This window comes from Paenibacillus sp. JNUCC 35 (assembly GCF_058269095.1).
Genome location: NZ_CM177771.1, coordinates 2884264 through 2904849, shown reverse-complemented (window position 1 = coordinate 2904849; position 20586 = coordinate 2884264). Strand labels below are relative to the sequence as shown.

Sequence of the window (20586 nt, the reverse complement as noted above, 5' to 3'; positions counted from 1 at the left end):
GAAATCTTGAAATTGCAGCAGGCTCATGCCAAAGTGCTTTTCGGATTAGCCACTGGTTTCGTCAGTCCGTTGGAAACTCACCATTCACAAAATTGTTCCTCGATCAGCGCCTCGAATGAATCCGCTATCAACTCCATCTCCCCGGTATCGTGATCACAGATAAAAACTTGTCCTGACGGATTGATTATAATCGGATTACCGGAACCATCCATAGAGATGACATAGCCGGTTCGCAAAACCTCTGCTAAGGGAAGCCCCTTGAATTCCTCCCGGAACCCCAGCGTCAAATCGACAACCGTTTCATTTCCGAGACTGGAGCCATTTGAGAATGCATGAACCGCAAGACCTGCGTACGCTCCCCCAAAAGTCCGGATAAAATGCGAGTAGTCCTCATGGAAGCTTACATTCAGCTGCTGCTCTGCATGAGCAATTTCCTCCTGGCTCGCCGGACTGCCTACCAGTGTGCTATTATCTTTCCGTTGAAGGAAAGCCTTTAATCTCTCTAGTAACGCATCTTTCATGAGGAAATCCTCCCACCCTACATCTTATACGATCAAATAGGACATAAATTGAACTGCTTTCGTTGGACGATTCAGATAAGGATTGATGTTTGGTGAAAATAAAGTATTAGACTGGAGTCGTTGATTTAACGCGGTTTTTGAATTGAAGAATCGTCAGCTTTTGAAAAAAAGTTTTAGACTGATCCATTAAAAGAAACAGCGGCGGACCAAGACTTGAAAAATAAAGTCTTAGACTGCCGCTGTTGTCATTCAACTAACGTTTCCCGTTAGCATACCTTCTGGAAACAATTCGTCAAAGTTGCACACTAATTTCTATAACAAAGGTAACCAAACAAACTACAAATACATATAGATGCCTATAGAGTTTTTAATGACTATGTACTTGTTCGGTGCGTCTGTCGTGTCAATGCTGAACTTTTTTAGAAAACAACTTCTCTATCTTCCCTGAACAGGTTGCAAACATTTCCGCAAGCTTATGCTGCGAGGGAGGTAAGTAATTTGCCGTTTAAACCACATCCCAATAATACTGCTATTGTAATCACAGACCCACAAAATGACTTTATGAGTCCTGGGGGAAGAGGCTATCATCTGACTAAAGGAACTATTGAACGAAACAATACTTTACAAAACCTTGAACTATTAATGAGAACTGCCATGAATAAGGGATACCAACTTTTCATATCGCCCCATTATTTATACCCTCATGATTATGGCTGGCAATTTACAGGAAATGAACAAAATATGCTATTAGGTCTTAGAATGTATCAAGTGGCAAATGCGTACACACCACCGTCATTTGGAGCTGATTTTGTTCATTCTTTCAAACCTTATATTTTTGATAGAAGAACCGTCATTGCAACTCCTCACAAGGTTGCCAGCCCACAAACAAATGACTTGGAATATCAGTTACGACAACATAGAAAAGAGAAGATAATTATTGCAGGGGTGCTTTCCAACATTTGTGTAGAGTCCCATATGAGGCATCTAATCGAAACTGGTTTTGAAACAGCTGTTGTATACGATGCAACCGCAACAATTAGTGAAGAGGATTTTCAAGCTGCCGTTACCAATTATAAAGCATTTGCCAGTGCTACTTGGACGACACAGGAGGCTATTTCAAAATTATAAATCATCCCCAATGGTAATTTCCTATACAACTTGTCCGAACTGTTCCCAAGTGGTTGCTTGGTCAGAATAAGGGCTTGGAATAACGGATGAATTTAGATAGCACAACCCCCTCCGATCTGTTCGGAGGGGTTATTCTTGCTTGGCACAAACATAAAGGAGCCATTTCCATTCTTCAACTAAACTGCCCGTTTAACACCATCGCCAGTCTAATACTTTATTTTCTTAGTCTACAACTATATTTTCCGAGTCTAATACTTTATTTTTCAGTCTATATAAATTGAATTAAAGAATTACACTTTTATACACAGCCGATCAATGGCTTCCATTGGATTTTGGTTCACACGCTTTATAAATCGGCTGACGGCAGCCCGGATTTTGTAAGTTTTATCGTAAAACACATTGTGAATGACATCGCTTTTCAGCCATTTCCAAAGACCTTCAATGGGATTGAGATCAGGAGAGTATTTTGGCAAAAACACAAACTCCAGACGCGGCTCATCCTGAACGAAATGCACAATGGAAGCTGCTTTATGGATTCGTCCGTTGTCCAGCACCACAACGACTTTTCCTGTAGGATATTCTTTGAGAAGCGATTTCAGGAATTGCTTGAACGCCTTGGCATCGTAAGATTCACTTTCTTGGTAGAATACCTTGCCGGTCTCATAGTCCAGTGTGCCAAAGAGTTTAGCACCTTCATGCTTGCCGTAGGTTTTAATCTTGCGTTGATGTCCTCGTGGAAACCAGTTGTATTGCAGGGATTGGTAGGCACGAATCATGGATTCATCTTCAAAGAGCAAGTGAGCAATGTCTCCGTCCATTAGCTTTTTTTTAAAGCCGTTGCGATGTTCTCACGAAACTTTTTTTGCTCTTCTGGATCCGCTGCAGCCAAGGTGTAGGTCGCTTTCGTATAGCTAAATCCGAGTCGATGTAAAAGCAAAGACAGACCACGCTCGCTAAACGTTTGTTGAAACTCACGCTCGATATAGCGGATGATAAGCTTCAGCGTCCAGGTGTATTTTGCCTCAAATCCAACGTCTGCTGGACGTTTATGGGTTAGCAGTTCCGTAAGCTCCCGAGTTTGTTGTTCTGTCAGTTTTGGAGGCTTCCCTGTTGAATGATTCATACCCAAAGAGCCAAGACCGCCATCGCGATATTTATGCAGGTAAGCCCCTATTGTTTTTCGGGTGCGATGAAGGGTGTTAGCGATTTGTTCGAGGGTCTGTCCTTCCAAGCGAAGACGTACCGCGAGATAACGCTCATACATCCGCTTATCTGTTGTTTTTTTCATTGCTTGTTCTACAGCTTCTACTTCACTCAAAGTTCCCATGTTTTCACGTCCTTTTTCAATCGTCTCACTCTTTATTACCCGATTTTGGACATGAAGGCTTAATTTGGGCGAATCTTTAAATCATCTTATATAGTACTTTATATTCTTTGGACAATTGATGAACATGCACTGTTGAGATGGGCCCCCCCCTTCTCCATGATTTTACCGAATTTCTTCCAAGTGATCAATTCAGCCTATTACAGCCGGGATGATATGATCCTTAATCAGTGTCCACCTGTCACGTGGATGAGCGACGAATTCGGATGCAATTGCGATCACCAGGTCTTTTTCCGGGATGCAGCAAATGACATTCCCCCCGTCCCCTAGTGCCGAGTAAGCATAGACCCCGTCCTCTTCGCGCAGCCACCATAAATAACCGTAATTGTTGGCGTTCATTGCCGTGGATTCATTCACCCATGTTCCGGAAATAATCGGATGATGATTCCACAAGCCGCGGTTCAAATATAGATGACCGAAACGCGCCATGTCACGGGGAGTCAGCGTAAGTCCCCATCCTCCAGTGGAAATCCGGTTCGGGTCTTGAACCCACCCTCTTACCTTCTTCCCGAATAAGTCCTCGAACCCGAATGATTTCATTTCATAATCCGGGATTTCTTTCATGCCGATGGGTCTGAATAATCGTTCGTTGGCGAATTCACGGGCACTTTTTCCTGTGCTGCGAGTAATGATGCTTGACAGCAGGTGCGCCCCCGCGGTTGAATATTTAAAAGTTCCGATTTCCCCTTTTTGGCCCAGCATATCCAGCGTATACTTTACCCAGTCAGGCTGCATGCACATCTTGTCCAGCGGTTCGTGCCAATCCTCGAATGGATAAGGAGCCGTCATAGTGAGAAGATGGCGCACAGTGATTTCCCGTTTCTGGCTATCGGCGGCATCGGGAACATATTCGGGAAAGAAATCCAGGACCTTCTGGTCCACGTGTTTAATAAAACCTGTATCTATGGCAATGCCAATGAGGGCGGACAGGATGCTTTTCGTTACCGATGCCACGTGATGCGTATCATCAGGGCCATAGCCGTTGTAATAATTCTCGTAGGCAATAGCTCCATTCCTCACGATAACCACACTGTTTATATTGCTGTACTCGGATCGGATGACAGGTTCAAGCTCTGCAAGCTTTTCAGGGTCCATTCTTAAGAGCGCCGGGTCTGTGGCTTGCCATTCTGCAGTCGGCCAGTCGTTTTTTTGCACGATAGATACCTCCCCAAAGATAATGTCAGGTCTTTCCGCTATTTTTTCTTTACAGGAAAATATACCTCGGTCACAATATCACCGGAATCTTCGGCTTGAGTGGGATCGGTTACATACACTTCGTAAGGGGATCTTACCAATTGATATCCTTCATTCTCGATCCACTCCATCAGTCTGGCATACACCGTGGTCAATTCCGAATAAGCACCCTTCAGAACGGACTTCGCGCATAGACCTCCGGGCAAGTCCCGTGTTCCTTTTACGAACTCCCCTACCGGGATGGCAAACTCTGTATCATTGCCGGCTGGATTGTATTCAGAACTGTGATAAATGGTCATTGGCGTGCCAAGCAGGGTGAGTTTTTCAACCGCGATCTTTTCATACAGCTTACCAAAATAGTTCTCATATCCTCGAACAAAGTCATCCCGGCTCATCATTTGACGTGTATACAAAATATTCATGGGCTGGGTTTCAACCAGCTCCACTTCTATCCGGTCCAGGTGGGACAGAATGGGTATGCCTCTCTGTACGTTTAAAATATCCGTGCTTATCTGGTTTAAGGTGTATTCAAAAGCAGTCAGCTTCTCCTGTATTTCCTTTCTCTTGCGATGAAGGGCGGAACAAAGCTTTTCTTCCGATTGATCCCCTTCCATTTCCAGCATGGCTTTGATTTCTTCCAGAGAAAAGTGATAAGATTTCAACCGGTTGATCAAAAGCATCTTTTTAAGCTGCCGGATGGAGTAATACCGATACCCGTTCTCCGGGTTAATCTCATCCGGATGGATTAATCCGATCTCATCATAATACCGGAGCGTTTTTGTAGACACTTCGCAAATCTTCGAGAACTCTCCAATCGACAGCAAGAGGTCACCTCCCTTTGTTTTTTACGAACGATACGGTCTAACTATCCTTGTTTTGTTCACCTTCACTGTACAGCTTGCCCTAGGGGCAAAGTCAACCGCAAAAGCCATCTGCCTTTACATTCCTACCAAAAGATAGCATAATGTTCTATTATACCGTATATCCATTTATGTCCTATACTCACCCAAAGGAGAGTGTAATTTGTGCGTGAAACTTGTGTTCCCACCGGCGTGGCACTAAAAGACACCGGCTTTGGCTATACGTTGTCTTTAATAAGCGGTAAATATAAAATGATCATTATATATTGGCTGGCTGAGAACAAGGTGATGCGGCATAATGAGCTGAAGCGAAGTATCGGAAGCATTTCCTTTAAAACTTTAAGCATCATGTTAAAAGAGATGGAAGCGGACGGGCTTATCCTGCGTAAGGAATTCCCCCAAGTTCCTCCGAAAGTCGAGTATTCCTTATCGGAACGCGGCCTTTCTCTCCTTCCGCTGCTAAGCATGATGTGCAAGTGGGGTGAAAACAATTGGCCCGATTCCGAGGCCGCACAGCGGTAGGCAAAAGGGATTTGTTTGAAAAAAAAGAAGTATCTCCTACAAGGAAATACTTCTTTTTTATAGTTCAATATAATTGCCTCTTACAGATTATCAATAAACCTGACATAATCTTGTGCGCTTTTTTCCAAATCGTTTGTCGGCGGTTCATTTTCCGCACCGGGTACATTTTCGCCAGATTCGGTTTCTGTGCCGTAATACGCAAAGAGCGAACGATAGTCCGCATCGCAGTATAGGAAGGTGATTTCAAAAGGAGATAGTAAATGTTCAAGCGTATAGCGGTATCTCCCCTCTTCGCTATAGTCCTCTTCTTTAATTGCGGCAGAAACCGCTAAAGCCGCTTTGCGATTTTTTAATTTATCGCCGTTAGAACCATAGGCCCAACCGTAAGTAAAAACATCGTCGAGCCACTTTTTAAGGAGTGGCGGGCAATTAAACCAATACACAGGGAATTGCAAGACAAGGCTGCCATGCGATTCAATCAGCTGCTGTTCTCTCTTCACGTCTATGTTTCCGTCGGGATAAACCTTATGCAAGTCGTGTACCGTATATTTTTCCGGGTATTTTTCGAGTTCTTCTACCCATCGTTTATTAATGACGGATGTTTCCAGGCTCGGGTGCGTAACGACAACAAGAGTTTTCAGCATACAGCATATTTTCCTCCTAACAGTGTATTTACTTCTTGAGTATAGAGTCCAACCTACAACTATGTAAGTACGCACTTTTAGTACATATACTTACAAAAAGGTAAGTGCCCCGGGTTCTATGGGTCCGTTCCCGTTGTTAAAACTAAAAAACCTTACCTGTCTTTGTTAAGACCGGTAAGGTTTTTATTTAACGGGTTGAACATGAATTCCGCTAAGGTCAAGGCGTTGGCGTACCGCCGTTAGCGTTAAGGGTTTCCCCGCTGATATAGCTGGATTCCTGACTGGCCAAGAAGACAAAAGCCGGAGCCATCTCAGCAGGCTGTCCCGGACGGCCAAGCGGCGTATTCGTACCGAATTCCGCCAGCTTCTCGGTCGGTTGTCCTCCCGCAACTTGCAGGGGGGTCCATACGGGGCCCGGCGCCACCACATTTACCCGGATGCCCTTGCTCGCCACCTGCTGTGCGAGGGCTTTGCTAAAGGTGTTAATCGCGGATTTCGTAGTCGCATAATCCAAAAGAATCGGGGAAGGTTTATACGCTTGAATGGAGGACGTGTTGATGATGGAGCCGCCCGGCTTCATATGTCTGACCGCGGCCTTGCAAAGCCAGAAGAGAGAGTAGACATTGGTCTTGAACGTGGCGTCGAATTGTTCGGTCGTCAGATCCGCAATGTCCTCCACGAACTGCTGCATGCCGGCCACGTTGGCAAGAATATCGATTCCGCCCAGTTTATCTACCGCGGTCGTAATCAGCCGCTCGCAGTACTGCTCGTCCTTCAGATCGCCAGGAAAAGCAATGGCTTTACGGCCGGCTTCTTCGATCAGTTTGACGACCTCTTGCGCATCCGCCTCTTCCTCCGGCAAGTAAGACAACAGCACGTCGGCACCTTCACGGGCAAAAGCAATCGCTGCCGCACGGCCGATTCCGCTGTCGGCTCCTGTCACCACTGCTTTGCGTCCGGTTAATCGTCCGGTTCCGCGGTAGCTTGTCTCCCCTGCATCGGGTACGGGAGTCATTTTCTTTTGGAGACCCGGCTCAGGCTGCTTTTGCTTCCATTCAGGTGTGGGCTTCGGATATTGGGCGGTTGGATCTTGCACTTTATATTGATCTTGTTCAGGCATAGTGAAGTCCTCCTCTTGGTCCTATCTGTATCATCGGCAGGGTCTGAAAAGTGTCTGACACTTCTCTTTGTAACCAGGATCGGCGACATTTAAACGGTACCCTCAAAGAATCCTGCCGAACAGCTAACACCACGTTTCCTTATTTATGCCCTCGTTCCACGCAACGACAGCGGCCTTTGTGAGGCTCCCATTGAATACGGTCCGATTGGAATAAAATGCCGAAATCTTTTCCCTGAAAATAAAAAAATCCGCGGTTTCGCGGATGTTCGAATTTAAAGCTTTCTTTCCGGTTATGACTGAACCATGAACTCAATGACCGGATAGGAAATCACATGCCGATCACGGTATGTCAGGGCAACAAGATCTTCTTTGGCACTCAAAATTCCATGCTGCAGAATGGCGGCCTTAAACCCTCGCTCAATCGCCCCATTATAGGAAAATAATACGCAATTCCCGGCGTCGAAGCCTGCTATCACAACAAGGCCAATCTGGCGGTCAAGCAGAATTTGTTCCAAATCTGTTTGCCAGAAAGCATTGGAGAACGTCTTCTTCACGACAAGGTCGTCTTTCTCCACTTGAATCTCGGAGATGAACTCGAGCCGTTCCGGACTAATCGTCCCGGCCTCTTCTACATCCTGGATATGAATGACTGGATGTCCGCCGGAACGCAAAATTTGAGCGGTATGATTAATATACGCGCTTGCGGTTGCCACCGAACGGTCTTGAAGGAAATCAATTTGCATATCGACGATTAAAAGTGCAATGTTCATCGCTTCACTTCCTCGCATTCAGTGGTATTTTTTTCTTCACTATACCAAAACCAGGTAAGAGTTGTACATTCATTTGCAGTACCTCTATGCAGGCAAACTAGCGTTCATTCATCGGTTCGCTTCGGCTCGGTAGAGAAGCAGTCCAAATGGCTGTACAGCAGGGAGACGAGATCACGGCTTTCCTCATACTCCAGCCACTCTTCCAGGGAGACACGTAATGCCGCCATATAGACCGCGACCAGGAAGCGCATCTCATTGCGGTCCCTTGTTGGTTCGAGGCGGGAGCAAACCGCTTCGCAGATGGCCGGCTCGGTCTCCAGCAGCGCATACAGAAACAAGGAAGCGATGGACGGGGTCTGCATGGCTATTTGATGGCGGATGAATAGATTGGACCGCTGTTCCTGATACCTGCCCGCCAGATACCCAAAGACTTCCCGCAGCGCAGTGTGCGGCGATGCCGTTGACGCAACGTGCATGAGCGTACGGATACCGTCGCTCTGTATGGAATGAATGAGCCCGGAGAGGACCTCTTCCTTGGACGCATAATAGCGAAAAAAGGTACGCGGAGACATCGTCACCGCATCAGCTATGTCCTGGATGGAGGTTTGTTCGTAGCCCTTTTGCTGAAAAAGCCGAAGTGCCGCTTCTTCAATGGCAGCCTGTGCCTGACGTTTCTTGCGCTCCCGCAAGCTTTCCGGCCGCGTATCCGCATTTGGTAAAGATTGTATACGATTGCACGAATGACTAGGACGGCGGAGTCTGGCCTTGGCTGACGCGGAATCGTACAGCTTCTCCTTTCCTGCTCCGCCTCTGTGATTTGCCTGAAATACAGAATGCTGCCTGTAATACGGAAAAAGGATAGATGTTCTTGTCCGGTGCCAAAGACAAGAACATCTATCCTTTTTATAAAACAGATTGCGCTCTAAGCAGGTCCAACCATGCGTGCTGCCCTGAGGGGCCCTTCATTTTTGGGGGAATTATCCGTTAGTCTGCATTTGAATGTGCCGGGCAACCCGTTCTCCCAGTTCCGCCGAGGCGTGGTACAGATAGCTTAAGACAATGCTTTGCGTTTCACGGGATATACCGGCAAGATCGGCAGAGAGGTTATCCACCAGATGCTCTTGCTGCACAGGGGGCAAAGCGCGATAGTACTGGCCGGCCTGTGTAAAATTATCCGGTTCGGGCAGATCGGTCCGCACGAGACGGCCTTCAACATATCTGCCGCTGCCGCTGGTCACAAGGGAATCCGGCGACCAATTTTCTTGATGATTGACAGGAATTTTGCGGAAATTCGGCCCCAACCGCCGGCGCTGAGAATCCCAGTAAATGTTCGCACGTCCTTGCAGCAACTTATCGTCCGATAACTCAGCTCCATCCAAGAGATTGGACGGCGAGAAAGCTATTTTCTCCACCTGATCCATATAGTTGTCCGGATTGCGGTTCAGTATCAGCCGTCCTACCGGCACCAGAGGATATTGCCTCTCGTCCCAGACCTTGGTATCATCCAGCGGATCAAAAGGAAGTTTGGCCTCGTCGTCCGGGTTCATAAGCTGTACATGCAGCCCGTATTCAACGGTGTTGCCCGCTGCCAGGGTATCGAATAAATCTTGGCCTGCAAGATCCGGATTCTCGCTCAATCGGGCCGCTTCGTGACGGTCAATAACCTGCACGCCGGCAAACGGTATCCAGTGGTATTTTACATAAGTGCGGACGCCCTGCGCGTTTCTCCACACATAGGTGTTTACACTATGGCCCGGGATATGGCGAAAGCTCTTGACCGTACCCGCGTCCGAGTAGAGCCTGACCAGGAAATGAGTGGATTCGGGCGCTCTGGCGACAAAGCTCCACATCCGTTCCGGATCGATCAGGTTGTTTACCGGCGAGGGCAGAAAGGCTTGAACGAACTCCGGAAAACGAATGGCGTCCCGTACGGAAAATACGGGGATATGATTGCAGAGCAAATCAAAAACACCTTGTTCCGTGTAAAACTTGGTGGAGAAACCGCGCACATTGCGGGAAGTGTCCGGGGTCCCTTTGTTGCTTACGGCAAGGGAAAACCTCACGGTGACGGGAACCTGCTGGCCGGGACTTTGTAAAAAGCAGAGCTTGGTGTAGGCCGCCATGGAATGGACGGTCTGAAAGTAACCGAAGGCACCGCAGCCTTTCACGTGCACCGGCCTTTCGATAATTTTTGTATGTACAAAGGTTTCCAGTGTTTCGTGTAAAATATTGTCCTGTTCGAGTACCGGACCTCTCTCGCCTACCGTCTGTGAATGAAATGCTGCCGGTGTGTCCCCCGCCCATTGTGCAGGAATGTGACCTCTAGGAGCATCCTCTTTGGGTACATGCTGCGCTGAATATCTTTGCGGAGAACCGCTGCGTGGAGATGTTGCGTCTGATTGAAACCGTCCGTTGTTTCCTTCCATACTCATTGTCCCTCCCACACGTCCTTTTTTCCGGTTACCTTATTGTATATGTGGAGCTCTGGAACATTTATACCCCTGTACCATCTATCCGGGAACGACAATGACTTCATCTTCTACTACATCACGCGCCCGGCTCCGGAAATGCCCCTACACGGCTATCGATAAAGAGGATCACTCGGGGAGTGATCCTCTTCTCTCATGTATAGATTTTAAAGATGACTGGCCGCGTGACCGACCGGCTGTTCTACTGAATCGATTCCAAGTGCTCGCCCAGACGATCCCAAGTTTCGGTGATGCCTTGCAGCATGCCCATATCCAGTACCTGCTTCAAGCCCTCGGCCGTTGCATATTCGGCTCTGCTGACGACTTTGGTGCCGCCTTCAACTTCGATGAACGTCAGCGTGCAGACCGTGGCCGGCATCGTTTCCGCAATGCCGCCTTCCGCGTCGGAGAAATAGTCTGTGTACACGATCTTCTCCGGTGCTTGGATCTCGCTGTATACCGCTTTGCCCCACGATTCCATACCGTAGAATTCGCCCTGATTTTTGTCCTCGCATTTCATGCAATAATGCCAAACGCCGCCGATACGGAAATCCATGTTGCATACCGTTATGCTCCAGCCTCTCGGTCCCCACCAGTGCTTCAGGTGCTCGGCCTGCGAGAAGGCCTCGAACACCAGCTCGCGGGGAGCCTTGAATACGCGCTCCAGTGTCAGGGTCTTGTCTTCCACCTTGGAAGTGATTGGATTTGTCATTGTATATTCCTCCTCAATAATTGGGTTCTCTTCCGTCAATCTTGCCGATTTTCCCCGGTTTCCCGGCCCTGCAGCTTCTGTAGATAATCGTCCAGACGGTCGAATCGTTCCTCCCAGATGACGCGGTAGCTCTCCAGCCATTCATCCAGCTCCCGGAAAGGGTCCGGCTGAAGGCTGTAGATTCGCCGATTCGCATCCGCCTGTGCCTTAACAAGGCCCGCTTCGCTCAGAACACGCAAATGCTTCGATGCCTGAGGCTGACGCATCTGCAGCCGCTCCGCAATTTCCCCTACCGTGAGCGGACACTCCCGCAGCAGCTCCAAAATCAACAGCCGGTTCGGCTCGGCAAGAGCACTCATGACGCGAGTGTCCATGGTCATCATCCATTCTCTGCCGGTCTTGTAGGTAAGTGTCCGGAGTCGTTGTTCGGTTTGCTTTTCTTGCTGAAATCAATATACCACATAGGGAATATTCCCGTAAAGGAATATTTATATCCGCTTATAGAGTCATCATTCCTGCCGGATGACCGCCTCTATCATCGTTACGATTCGTAAAGCCTGAAGTCTTTTTTTAGGCGAACATCGGTATTTATCCCCAAAACCAGGGTGGATTATGACGATTCGTTTGATTTTATCTCTCTATGATTACGAATAGTTTCCGCTTGACGGTTGCGTGCTATAATTTACCCGAGGAGGTTAGGTTATAGATGGACTCTATCGACATGAAAATCATCCGGTTGCTTGAAGAGAACGGGAGACTTTCCCATGAAGAGATAAGCAAATCGCTTCATATTTCCCGTCCGGCGGTTCATCAGCGGGTCGCAAAGCTTGAAAAAAACGGAATTATCAAAGGGTATCGCGGCATCGTAGATTGGAGTCAATTGGAACAAAGAATCAAAGCTTATATTTACGTCAAAATCAAGTGCCTGAATTTCAGAGAAATTTCGGATAAAATCGTGGCTCTCCAGGTCAGGGATGTTACGATCCTGGAATGTCAACGGCTTGCGGGAGAATGGTGCATGATGCTTAAAGTGCGGGTATCCGCCCCCGAGCATATTACCAATCTAATCGATGAAATGGTTAAGATTCACGAGGTTCAGGAAACTTCCACGACTTTCATTTTGTCTACCGTGTATGAAAATGGGCGGAAAGAAAATTGAGTCCGCACTATCCGCAATCTTCTATTTGGACAGGAAAGGAGCAGGAATATGAAACAGCCTGCGGCGACAAATCTTACTCAGGCGGGAACATCCAAATTTCTGGGCATTGCAGCCGCATTGATGTCGGTTTACTTGTTCTGGGGAGGGACCTACCTCGGAATGAAAGTCGCCATTGAAACGATTCCGCCTTTTACGATGGGAGGAGTTCGTTTTCTCAGTGCCGGATTAATCTTGTACGTGCTGGCACGATTGACAGGGGCAAAACGCCCCATTGCCGAAGAATGGAAAGGCGCGGGAATTACTGGCGCCTTGCTGCTGCTCGGCGGAAACGGAGTCGTGGCTTGGGCCGAACAGCGTGTCCCCTCCGCCATTGCCTCCCTGCTGGTTGCTACCGTTCCTTTATGGATGCTCGTATTCGGTTGGATGGGACGCAGCCGAAATAAGCCCACAGCAGGTATCGTGGCGGGCCTGTTACTTGGTTTCGCGGGAATTGTCATTCTGGTCGTCCATCCCGGTTCATCTTCCGGCGGAAGTCTGGATATGGTGGGGATCGTCGCTCTCCTGCTCGCTTCCGTCTCCTGGTCAATCGGTTCTTTGTATTCCCGCAAAGCCAAGCTTCCCGAATCACCGCTGCTGTCTACCGCCCTCCAAATGATCATCGGAGGAGCTTTGCTTTTAATCGCTGCGCTTGTCTTGGGTGAATGGTCCGGATTGCAGCCAAGTGCAATCACCCTTCGTTCTTATGCAGCCCTTGGATATTTAATCGCATTCGGCTCTATCGTCAGTTATACGGCCTACATCTGGCTGATAAAACATGCGGAACCTGTGCTGGTTTCCACCTATGCCTTCGTCAATCCCGTCGTTGCCGTATTTCTGGGCTGGTCCCTGGCCGGTGAACAGCTGTCCCCCAATTCGCTGACGGCCGCTGTCTTCATTATAGCCGCGGTTGTCGTGATTACGGTTTCCCGAAAATTACGTTAGCAAAAAAACAAGCCATTCCCTTCGTTCGATCTCCAAGGATGGCTTGTTTTCGTATGAAAACTTACCGACGATAAGCCAAGGTCTCCATACTTAAGATTAAGATTTATAAAACGACAGACCTACCAGATTAGGTGCGTCGTTTTAGTTTTTTTTATACTGGATCTTATCCATTTCTCTTGCCAGTAGATGATCATCCAATCCATCACTAGCACCCGTTCATATCCTACAGCAAATCTACCAAAAGGAGAGGAATATGTATGCCATTTTCAACAGGTACAATTTCCAATACGAGAGACGTAGGTACCGCATCTTCTAACATTGTGATGAACGTCAGGAATTTGGATACCACTAACCCGGTAACCGTTACGGTTCATGTATTCGCATCTGTAGATTCAACTACTTTCTATACCGCCTATCTAGTCACGTATGTGGTTCCTGCAAACTCTTATAATGTCAGAGAATTTTTTATCGCCGGAAACGTCACTTATGAAGTTCAAATTAACACGGCTTCTGTTGCAACACCCAACGCGTTACTTTCCGTTTTCGGCATCGATGGATCTGGTAATCTTGTCACGGATCAGCGTATTCTTCAATCCGAATTAAGCGTTATTGCGTCACTTAGTCCGATCATGTAAATAGGATTTGTTTTTTCCTTGATCCGTTCTTGTGAACTCCATGATTATATTCTTCACATTAATTTGTGAAGGATGTACATAAAAGGAATGCGTCTCCTAACGCACAAAGCCCAGTCCAATGCAGTTTACTTAATCGGAATTGATTTTTTTGGCCGAAATCCAGTGATTCGTTACTAAGAGGATCAGCGTAATCCAAACAAGCGTTACGAGTGTATGCTCCATTGCTCTTGAAGGTATCGATCCTGCGATCAGCAATTCCATGGCCAGCTTGCTCATACTTGCCGGATTTATAAAATCGACGACCGGACTTATACCCACCATAATTCTGGAGCCGATAAGCAAAACAATCCCCGTTAATGCAATCATACTCTGGCTGTTAAAAAGGGTACTGAGCATAGTGATAAAAGAGGTAACAAAACAAATCCATACGAGATAAAGCAATAAGGCAGTAATCATCTGGGCAAACGGAACCTTCGTAAAAAGAAAATTAACATATACATAAGAAACGAAGTATCCCATTGTTACACTGAAAGCGGCCATCAAATAATTGGTTATGATTTTTCCAGCTAGATAGGTACGGACAGTTACAGGCCGTGTCAGAATGAAAGCCAACATGCCGTTTGCCTTTTCGCTTTGAATCATCCCCATCATGGAGACGGCAAGAATAATCAGGCCGAGTTGATCAAATTGAGATCCCAATGTGCCGGCTAGAACTTCCCCGCCTTTTTGAGCAGCCATAATCGGATCGATGGTGATTCCCTTCCCACTGCCTAATGCGCCCAGAATGGATGGCAAGTAATGAGTCATTATGGGCTGGGTCATTCCCAATAAAATAAAAACGACCGGCAGCCAAATCACTTTTAACTCACGTATCATTTGAACCCCTTCTTTTTTTACGAGCACATAAAATGTATTCATTTACTTCACCACCAGTTGCAGGAAAATTTCTTCCAACGTGTCGGTATGGATTTCGAATTTTACGATGTCCACTTCATGAACAAGAGCGTTTTCCAATACTCTGTTTTTATCTGTTTGGATATTTTCGACTTCTATATCAATCCTGTGTCCGGTAACCTCTATCTCTCTCACGTAAGGCAATTTTTTTGCAACGTCAATCCATTTCAAATCTTTCGCTGTACATTGTATGCTCAGCTTGTTTTTGTTACCGCGCGCGAAAAGTTCGGCAATCGTGGTATCTTCTATTTTGATTCCGCTTCTTATCATGACAAATCGTTCGCATATTTCTTCAGCATCGCTAAGTATGTGGGTGGACAATATAATCGTGGTATGTTGTTTTATATCCCGGATCAGGTTTACCACTTCCCGCCGGCCAATCGGATCTAGTGCGGATACCGGTTCATCCATAACGATGAGCGCAGGTTTGTGCAGCAGTGCTTGTGCAATACCGAGCCGCTGTTTCATACCGCCGGAAAAGGTGCCGACTTTTGAATTCCCGACCTCCCTTAGTCCAACTTTAGCCAAAATCTCCGGGATTGAATGGATTAATTCTTCTTTTTGCAGTCCGGAAAGTTGCCCCATAAACGCAAGAGTTTCCCTAGCTGTCATCCAGTGATAAAAGTTTGGATATTGCGGCAAGTAGCCGATTTCTCTTTTCATTTGCGCTATTTTATTCCCATTGAGCAAAACTTCGCCTTCGTCCGGCTTGATCATATCTGTAATCATTTTTAGTAAAGTCGATTTCCCCGCTCCGTTCGGACCGATTAAGCCGACACATTCCCCCGCACTAAGCTCCATCGAGAAATCATTTACCGCAATTTTATCTTTATAGGCCTTCTTTACATGCTTGATCTCCAATTTCATATTTTCACGTCATCCTTTCGGCCTAGCACAAAGTACAGAATGGGACCCAGTGTATGAACGAAAAGGATTATACAGGTCCATAGGAGAACGCTCTTTCTTGTCGTTCTGTGCCGGTATAGATCAATTAAGGCAATCAGAACCAGCAGGGTACCAATAGCTAAAAACGGGAGAAGCATAGGGATATAAGCCATAAAGTCAATTTCTTTTAATTCGTCAAACCCATAATGCAGCTGCATGTGTGTAGCACCTCTTTTATTATCGTTATTGATAATGATAATATTAACTTCAAAGTACGTTCGTTGCAATACCTATTCTCATTATTTATAATAAGAATAGAAATACGGAGCTTCGAAAACCAACTCATACCCACACAAGGAGAAAATGATGGCTAACAAAGCGGAAATTTTAATGCATCCGGTAAGAATGAAAATCTCTCAAGTGCTGATGAGGAATAAAGACACGGGACTGACATCCTTGGAAATGGTCAAAATCATCAAAGACGTACCTCAAGCCACTTTATATAGACATATACAGGTGATGTTGGATGCGGGAATCATACGTGTACTTAAAGAAAAAAAAGTGAAATCCGTTGTGGAAAAATACTATGTTCTGAATGAACTTGAAGCGAAGTTGAATGTGGAAGAATGGAAAAAAGCTTCTCATGAGAAGAAGCTTGATTATGTTTCCTATTATCAGCTATCCCTTATGACTCAATATCAAATTTATCTCAAAAAAATAGAAGAACAAAACACCCGGGAAGACGGTGCCACTTTTTCATTGGTAGAAATGAAGCTGGATGAGGAACAATTTAGTCAGTTTCAGCATGACTTAAACGAATTGATGACGAAGTATTACTATTCCGTGGGCAAAGATATTGAAGCACCGGTCAGAACGATTGCCTTTACAATTATTCCGGATGCTTAGAAGGCTAGGATGCTGATACAGCTTGCCTTCATCCTCTCTGTTCTTCCGGTCCCTAGGCGGGCCGCGTTATAGCTGCATGCGCCGCTGGAAATCCTGAACAGGTTCCTTACAATCTCGGAACTCAGTTTGACGAAAGCTTTTTACGTCTGACGCTATAGCGTCTCATCGAGCTGGGGACACCTTTAATCTCAAGAATACCTTCATAAATCAACTGCCTCAGCCGGAATTCAAAATAGTCGTCTCCGATAAATTGCTCACACCAGCCCATCGCTTCTCCAATTAGACGAGCTGCTTTCACATAACGAGGATCGGAGGCCGGCCTGAGGTGGTCCAGCTTTTCCAGCAAGTACGTGTCATAATAATTATCCGGCACCTCAGCCACCCCTGCATCACGCCAAATTCGAAGTGACCCGCTTTGCTTCGTGATTGTTTGCCATTCCCACTCCAATCGAGTTCTATCGGCATCGCTCAGATAGCTTCTATCGTCCATGCGGACAAGCGCCGCTTGCAGTTTGTCTGACGGAATCTCTCCCGAGTGCCTGTAGCTGATCGTGGCATCCGGACGATTATCAAGTTCCTCTTATCAAATCAACAAAAAGGTCTCAAGTTGAAACGGCTGACGATGAAGGTTATGATAAACTTGGCGTTACGCAAATAGACCGCCCTCTGACAGAGGATTGCGGTCTACTGGTATGTTCGATCCGTTTCGACTAGACTTCTCTTTTGTCTTCTGGATAATAAATGATTCTTATATAATCGGCATCTTTACTATCCATGTCGCCCAAATACATTCTTTCATGCTCCGGAATAAGTTCGTACAGTTCTTTAAGCCTCTCCCTTGCATAGTCAGAGGGATATTCAAGATAACTATAATAGGCTTCTCTGCATTTTTCTAATGATGTTTTCTTTCCATTCATTTTCGAATGAATATCCAAAAGTTCCTTGTATTTTTCTTCAGGATCGGTACAATATACGGCTTCTCCAAGCGTAACCTCTGCAAAATCATCAATAATAATTTTTGTGGGTGTCTTAAATTCCGTGAAAAAAGTACCGTTACGAAACATTTCTTGAACCTCTTCTATTTTATAATCCAACTCGCATCCTGAATGATAACATTTCACACACCCATCTTGGTAAACCACCAAATTGGCTAAGTAGCAGCAACCCTCATGCTTCATGAAGATTGGGAACCCATTCCCTTCAACTGTTTGATAAAATAATTCGTTTTTCACATAAAAATCCTTTGCTTTTGGTGAGTAAGATATTCTCCGCTGCTCCAATAACTTTTTTTCTTCTTCTGATATTGTATATAGATTATTCAAATTAGGATTAAGGCGCTCAATCGTTTCCTTTATGTACTCATAATAACTGTTCTTATTATAGTTCCACGATCCGGTTATTATTTCGTATGCTCCTAATCCATGGATTGATATACTTTCTCCATCAGGGATGCTTGGCACAAGCCAATCGATTCTAAGTTTATCTTTTAGCCCTTCCAAATCCACCAATTCCCAACAATTAATCATTCCATCTTCATATACATCAAGATTAACGTAGAAATACTGCATGTTATTGATAATGCCTGGAATCCGAGTGCCCTCTATAGTCTTTTGCCTACTAATTTTATGAATAGCAAACACCACCAATCATCGTCAATTTAGCCCATTCCCATTTCATCAAAACGAACAGTTTGTCCTTGGATCAATCCAATTCGGCGCGGGAGAATAAGTCCCTGATTACGGCGTCATCCTCGCAGGCATCTTTAAATCCAATCGCAAATTTTTGCAAAGCCTCTCTATTGTTTGAATAAGCGCAGAACATATCGGCTTCCGGGTCAAAATGTACGATATCTTCTAGTTGAGGCATTTTTTCCTCAAGAAAGACCACCGCCAAAGATCCCCAATCGTAACCATTGCCTTCAAATCCCTCATCAGCCCTTGTCTGAAAAACCTCATCTTTATAAATACCAACATTCAAAATAATCGACACATTGCCGCTATCATGCTCTATGAACTGAAACGGTTTGATTAAACTTATGAGCTCATTCGCCGGAGTATCATTCTTCACCGAAGCAATTGCGTTTGGCTTCACTGTCATCGACTTCTCTTGAGGGTTGGTTATGCCAATTTCGTGGCGGCTCCATTTTAAAAGCATACCAGCATCTTCATCCTCGGGGTCCAGTGTATTTGCCATTTCGAATGCTGTTACTGCGTCCTCATATTGCGATAGGTAGTAGTAGGCATAACCAACACGAAAATACCAAAGAGGGTCATGTTCGCCTTCCGTTTTGATCGTCCAAAGCTGCTGCAATGCTTCATCGTAACGGTCCAAATTGTTTAATGCTCTCGCCAAATGGCTGACTAAATCATAGTCTCTATCCTGTTCGGGGATTTCCGCAATCTTGCCAACTATTTTTTCAAATTCATCATCTTCATGCCAGCGGTTTAGCTGTTCCAACAGGTCTTTTTGCATAAACACTACCTCCTTCGTTCCAAAAGCCTCTTAGATCTTTTTCTATATCCGCTCACAAAGCGTATGCTTACGATGCTAGCTTTCCTACGGAAAGCTTTTAGGCGAACGCAGTATCTTGTGCTGGATTCTTTGTAAAACTTTTTGTCGTATGGGTTATTTTATTCAGCTACGAGATTGTAATATGAAGTGCGACAGTTACCATGAAATAAAAAGCATCTATAATGGCAAAGATAGGACTGTTATTCTGTTTCGCATTCCATTTCACTTACTGATAAGCAAGATGCTGTCCGATCACAGGTGAATTTTGGCATATACAGTTAACTACTTAAAAACTAAAAACGCATCATTTTCAAAATAATAAATGAACGCTTGGAGTAACTGATCTAGTGATGGGTATTCTAACTGATCATTTGCATTGTCAATTACATCCTCAATACTTGCACCATCCAATGTTTCTACCCAACCATTTTGTTTCACTTGTTCCGGTAAAAAATCATCTGAATCAGGTGGAAAATCAAAGCTATCTAGCGAAAATATCCCCTTTGTATTTAAGTTCCATTCTTTTGAATTTGGAGGAAGATAAAACCAAGTCTCTGGATTTTTCTCTGGATGTGATAACACATCCCTAACACTGATTAAATTCATTTTTTCTTTCGTCATAATTTACACCCTCCCCATGTTTAAATTCATCACTTCACATTGATTTTTCCATTTCATTTCAAGGTCATCTTTCGCCATCTCAACTAATCTGACAGATCAAGGGCTCGTATCCCTAATATATTCCAGTTGACTCGCCGAATTTTTCAATACATATTTCATCTGCGATGCCGAATAAAATTTCACAATTTTCGGCTGTAAAAGGGATTTTCTTGGGATCATGAAGTATCTCTGCATAGTATTTCTTCCCTCTGCCTACTACCAAATAGCTTACATCCTCAATCCCATCCTCTGACTCTTCCATATAATTCACAAATGGTTCATCTTGTAATTCAACTGCGGCATCTAAAAATTGTTCCTGAAATTTTATAATACTTTCTTGATCCATCCCTCTCAATATTTCCCTTAATTTATCCGTATTCTGATTTGCCTTCCAAATAATATCCCAAAACCAATCGCTTACAATGTCACTAATTTCTTTTGGTAAAATAATATTAGAATTATCCATAAAGCCACCTCACTCATGATTAATTTAGATCTTCGCCATAGCCTACAGCTTTTCACATGTTAATCATAGTTACACCTCTCCCGGAAACGGAATTCTGCTCGTTTTC

At 45.3% G+C, this 20586-nt stretch carries 25 protein-coding genes; 6 read left to right on the top strand and 19 right to left on the bottom strand.

What is annotated here, in order from left to right; translation table 11 throughout:
* Nucleotides 1–77 precede the first annotated feature (77 nt).
* Nucleotides 78–521, bottom strand: coding sequence for an SMI1/KNR4 family protein (locus AC2TF6_RS13260; RefSeq protein ID WP_491311413.1), 444 nt, complete (start codon nt 519–521; stop codon nt 78–80).
* A gap of 498 nt (nt 522–1019) precedes the next feature.
* Here AC2TF6_RS13260 and AC2TF6_RS13255 point away from each other — a divergent pair, with 498 nt between their 5' ends.
* Nucleotides 1020–1649 (top strand): cysteine hydrolase family protein, encoded by a 630-nt coding sequence (locus tag AC2TF6_RS13255; RefSeq protein WP_053228632.1) that lies wholly within the window; start codon nt 1020–1022, stop codon nt 1647–1649.
* A 290-nt stretch (nt 1650–1939) separates the two neighbouring features.
* Here AC2TF6_RS13255 and AC2TF6_RS13250 read toward each other — a convergent pair.
* From AC2TF6_RS13250 to AC2TF6_RS13240, 3 genes are all read right to left on the bottom strand, one after another.
* A protein-coding gene (locus AC2TF6_RS13250) for an IS630 family transposase (RefSeq protein ID WP_491311412.1) occupies nt 1940–2976 on the bottom strand; the annotation gives its coding sequence in 2 pieces (ribosomal slippage) (nt 1940–2476 and nt 2479–2976; 1035 coding nt in all).
* Nucleotides 2977–3165: 189 nt separating this feature from the next.
* Nucleotides 3166–4188, bottom strand: a complete 1023-nt coding sequence (locus AC2TF6_RS13245; protein WP_491311411.1) for a serine hydrolase domain-containing protein — start codon at nt 4186–4188, stop codon at nt 3166–3168.
* 38 nt (nt 4189–4226) lie between these two features.
* Nucleotides 4227–5051, bottom strand: coding sequence for a MerR family transcriptional regulator (locus AC2TF6_RS13240; protein WP_491311410.1), 825 nt, complete (start codon nt 5049–5051; stop codon nt 4227–4229).
* Nucleotides 5052–5252: 201 nt separating this feature from the next.
* Here AC2TF6_RS13240 and AC2TF6_RS13235 point away from each other — a divergent pair, with 201 nt between their 5' ends.
* Nucleotides 5253–5609, top strand: a complete 357-nt coding sequence (locus AC2TF6_RS13235) for a winged helix-turn-helix transcriptional regulator (protein ID WP_042226625.1) — start codon at nt 5253–5255, stop codon at nt 5607–5609.
* A gap of 80 nt (nt 5610–5689) precedes the next feature.
* Here AC2TF6_RS13235 and AC2TF6_RS13230 read toward each other — a convergent pair whose 3' ends face one another.
* The 7 genes from AC2TF6_RS13230 to AC2TF6_RS13200 form a co-directional block, all read right to left on the bottom strand.
* Entirely contained in the window at nt 5690–6250 is a 561-nt protein-coding gene (locus AC2TF6_RS13230) for an NAD(P)H-dependent oxidoreductase (RefSeq protein ID WP_491311641.1), read from the bottom strand.
* Between the two features lie 220 nt (nt 6251–6470).
* Entirely contained in the window at nt 6471–7373 is a 903-nt protein-coding gene (locus AC2TF6_RS13225; protein WP_491311409.1) for an SDR family oxidoreductase, read from the bottom strand.
* A 290-nt stretch (nt 7374–7663) separates the two neighbouring features.
* Nucleotides 7664–8143, bottom strand: coding sequence for a cysteine hydrolase family protein (locus tag AC2TF6_RS13220; protein ID WP_491311408.1), 480 nt, complete (start codon nt 8141–8143; stop codon nt 7664–7666).
* A gap of 104 nt (nt 8144–8247) precedes the next feature.
* Nucleotides 8248–8832: a TetR family transcriptional regulator gene (locus AC2TF6_RS13215; RefSeq protein WP_491311407.1), complete on the bottom strand. Its 585-nt coding sequence runs from the start codon at nt 8830–8832 to the stop codon at nt 8248–8250.
* A gap of 288 nt (nt 8833–9120) precedes the next feature.
* Nucleotides 9121–10569, bottom strand: coding sequence for a catalase (locus AC2TF6_RS13210; RefSeq protein WP_491311406.1), 1449 nt, complete (start codon nt 10567–10569; stop codon nt 9121–9123).
* 244 nt (nt 10570–10813) lie between these two features.
* Nucleotides 10814–11323 (bottom strand): SRPBCC domain-containing protein, encoded by a 510-nt coding sequence (locus AC2TF6_RS13205; RefSeq protein WP_491311405.1) that lies wholly within the window; start codon nt 11321–11323, stop codon nt 10814–10816.
* 35 nt (nt 11324–11358) lie between these two features.
* A complete protein-coding gene (locus tag AC2TF6_RS13200) occupies nt 11359–11697 on the bottom strand; it encodes an ArsR/SmtB family transcription factor (protein ID WP_491311640.1) in 339 nt (112 codons plus the stop codon).
* 332 nt (nt 11698–12029) lie between these two features.
* On the opposite strand from AC2TF6_RS13200, the gene AC2TF6_RS13195 reads away from it, so the two are divergent.
* From AC2TF6_RS13195 to AC2TF6_RS13185, 3 genes are all read left to right on the top strand, one after another.
* On the top strand, nt 12030–12482 hold the full coding sequence (locus AC2TF6_RS13195; protein ID WP_491311404.1) for an Lrp/AsnC family transcriptional regulator: 453 nt from the start codon (nt 12030–12032) through the stop codon (nt 12480–12482).
* 48 nt (nt 12483–12530) lie between these two features.
* On the top strand, nt 12531–13463 hold the full coding sequence (locus AC2TF6_RS13190) for an EamA family transporter (protein ID WP_491311403.1): 933 nt from the start codon (nt 12531–12533) through the stop codon (nt 13461–13463).
* Nucleotides 13464–13720: 257 nt separating this feature from the next.
* Complete coding sequence (locus AC2TF6_RS13185; protein WP_491311402.1) at nt 13721–14098, top strand: hypothetical protein; 378 nt, start codon at nt 13721–13723, stop codon at nt 14096–14098.
* A gap of 129 nt (nt 14099–14227) precedes the next feature.
* Here the strand turns inward: AC2TF6_RS13185 and AC2TF6_RS13180 are convergent, their stop codons facing one another.
* Genes AC2TF6_RS13180 through AC2TF6_RS13170 form a run of 3 tightly spaced genes read right to left on the bottom strand, consistent with a single transcriptional unit; the run spans nt 14228 to nt 16155 of the window.
* On the bottom strand, nt 14228–15016 hold the full coding sequence (locus tag AC2TF6_RS13180) for an ABC transporter permease subunit (protein WP_491311401.1): 789 nt from the start codon (nt 15014–15016) through the stop codon (nt 14228–14230).
* A complete protein-coding gene (locus tag AC2TF6_RS13175; RefSeq protein WP_491311400.1) occupies nt 15017–15919 on the bottom strand; it encodes an ABC transporter ATP-binding protein in 903 nt (300 codons plus the stop codon).
* Complete coding sequence (locus AC2TF6_RS13170; RefSeq protein ID WP_491311399.1) at nt 15916–16155, bottom strand: PLD nuclease N-terminal domain-containing protein; 240 nt, start codon at nt 16153–16155, stop codon at nt 15916–15918. The genes AC2TF6_RS13175 and AC2TF6_RS13170 overlap by 4 nt, the downstream gene beginning before the upstream one ends.
* A 148-nt stretch (nt 16156–16303) precedes the next feature.
* Here AC2TF6_RS13170 and AC2TF6_RS13165 point away from each other — a divergent pair, with 148 nt between their 5' ends.
* Nucleotides 16304–16843, top strand: coding sequence for a helix-turn-helix domain-containing protein (locus AC2TF6_RS13165; RefSeq protein ID WP_491311398.1), 540 nt, complete (start codon nt 16304–16306; stop codon nt 16841–16843).
* Nucleotides 16844–16964: 121 nt separating this feature from the next.
* Here the strand turns inward: AC2TF6_RS13165 and AC2TF6_RS13160 are convergent, their stop codons facing one another.
* From AC2TF6_RS13160 to AC2TF6_RS13140, 5 genes are all read right to left on the bottom strand, one after another.
* Nucleotides 16965–17333 carry a DUF3658 domain-containing protein gene (locus AC2TF6_RS13160; protein ID WP_491311397.1) on the bottom strand — a complete coding sequence of 123 codons (369 nt, stop codon included), beginning with the start codon at nt 17331–17333 and terminating at the stop codon, nt 16965–16967.
* 220 nt (nt 17334–17553) lie between these two features.
* A complete protein-coding gene (locus AC2TF6_RS13155; protein WP_491311639.1) occupies nt 17554–18474 on the bottom strand; it encodes a DUF7638 domain-containing protein in 921 nt (306 codons plus the stop codon).
* 70 nt (nt 18475–18544) lie between these two features.
* Nucleotides 18545–19315, bottom strand: a complete 771-nt coding sequence (locus AC2TF6_RS13150) for an Imm51 family immunity protein (protein ID WP_491311396.1) — start codon at nt 19313–19315, stop codon at nt 18545–18547.
* 321 nt (nt 19316–19636) lie between these two features.
* Entirely contained in the window at nt 19637–19975 is a 339-nt protein-coding gene (locus AC2TF6_RS13145) for a DUF7716 domain-containing protein (protein ID WP_491311395.1), read from the bottom strand.
* 112 nt (nt 19976–20087) lie between these two features.
* Nucleotides 20088–20480, bottom strand: a complete 393-nt coding sequence (locus AC2TF6_RS13140) for a DUF4240 domain-containing protein (RefSeq protein WP_454232777.1) — start codon at nt 20478–20480, stop codon at nt 20088–20090.
* Nucleotides 20481–20586 lie beyond the last annotated feature (106 nt).

Bases quoted from the DNA above. Each gene is read 5' to 3' on its own strand.
- AC2TF6_RS13260 (WP_491311413.1), bottom strand. From the start codon at position 521: ATGAAAGATGCGTTACTAGAGAGATTAAAGGCTTTCCTTCAACGGAAA.
- AC2TF6_RS13225 (WP_491311409.1), bottom strand. From the start codon at position 7,373: ATGCCTGAACAAGATCAATATAAAGTGCAAGATCCAACCGCCCAATAT.
- AC2TF6_RS13220 (WP_491311408.1), bottom strand. From the start codon at position 8,143: ATGAACATTGCACTTTTAATCGTCGATATGCAAATTGATTTCCTTCAA.
- AC2TF6_RS13210 (WP_491311406.1), bottom strand. From the start codon at position 10,569: ATGGAAGGAAACAACGGACGGTTTCAATCAGACGCAACATCTCCACGC.
- AC2TF6_RS13205 (WP_491311405.1), bottom strand. From the start codon at position 11,323: ATGACAAATCCAATCACTTCCAAGGTGGAAGACAAGACCCTGACACTG.
- AC2TF6_RS13200 (WP_491311640.1), bottom strand. From the start codon at position 11,697: ATGGACACTCGCGTCATGAGTGCTCTTGCCGAGCCGAACCGGCTGTTG.
- AC2TF6_RS13195 (WP_491311404.1), top strand. From the start codon at position 12,030: ATGGACTCTATCGACATGAAAATCATCCGGTTGCTTGAAGAGAACGGG.
- AC2TF6_RS13190 (WP_491311403.1), top strand. From the start codon at position 12,531: ATGAAACAGCCTGCGGCGACAAATCTTACTCAGGCGGGAACATCCAAA.
- AC2TF6_RS13185 (WP_491311402.1), top strand. From the start codon at position 13,721: ATGCCATTTTCAACAGGTACAATTTCCAATACGAGAGACGTAGGTACC.
- AC2TF6_RS13180 (WP_491311401.1), bottom strand. From the start codon at position 15,016: ATGAATACATTTTATGTGCTCGTAAAAAAAGAAGGGGTTCAAATGATA.
- AC2TF6_RS13175 (WP_491311400.1), bottom strand. From the start codon at position 15,919: ATGAAATTGGAGATCAAGCATGTAAAGAAGGCCTATAAAGATAAAATT.
- AC2TF6_RS13170 (WP_491311399.1), bottom strand. From the start codon at position 16,155: ATGCAGCTGCATTATGGGTTTGACGAATTAAAAGAAATTGACTTTATG.
- AC2TF6_RS13165 (WP_491311398.1), top strand. From the start codon at position 16,304: ATGGCTAACAAAGCGGAAATTTTAATGCATCCGGTAAGAATGAAAATC.
- AC2TF6_RS13160 (WP_491311397.1), bottom strand. From the start codon at position 17,333: ATGGACGATAGAAGCTATCTGAGCGATGCCGATAGAACTCGATTGGAG.
- AC2TF6_RS13150 (WP_491311396.1), bottom strand. From the start codon at position 19,315: ATGCAAAAAGACCTGTTGGAACAGCTAAACCGCTGGCATGAAGATGAT.
- AC2TF6_RS13145 (WP_491311395.1), bottom strand. From the start codon at position 19,975: ATGACGAAAGAAAAAATGAATTTAATCAGTGTTAGGGATGTGTTATCA.
- AC2TF6_RS13140 (WP_454232777.1), bottom strand. From the start codon at position 20,480: ATGGATAATTCTAATATTATTTTACCAAAAGAAATTAGTGACATTGTA.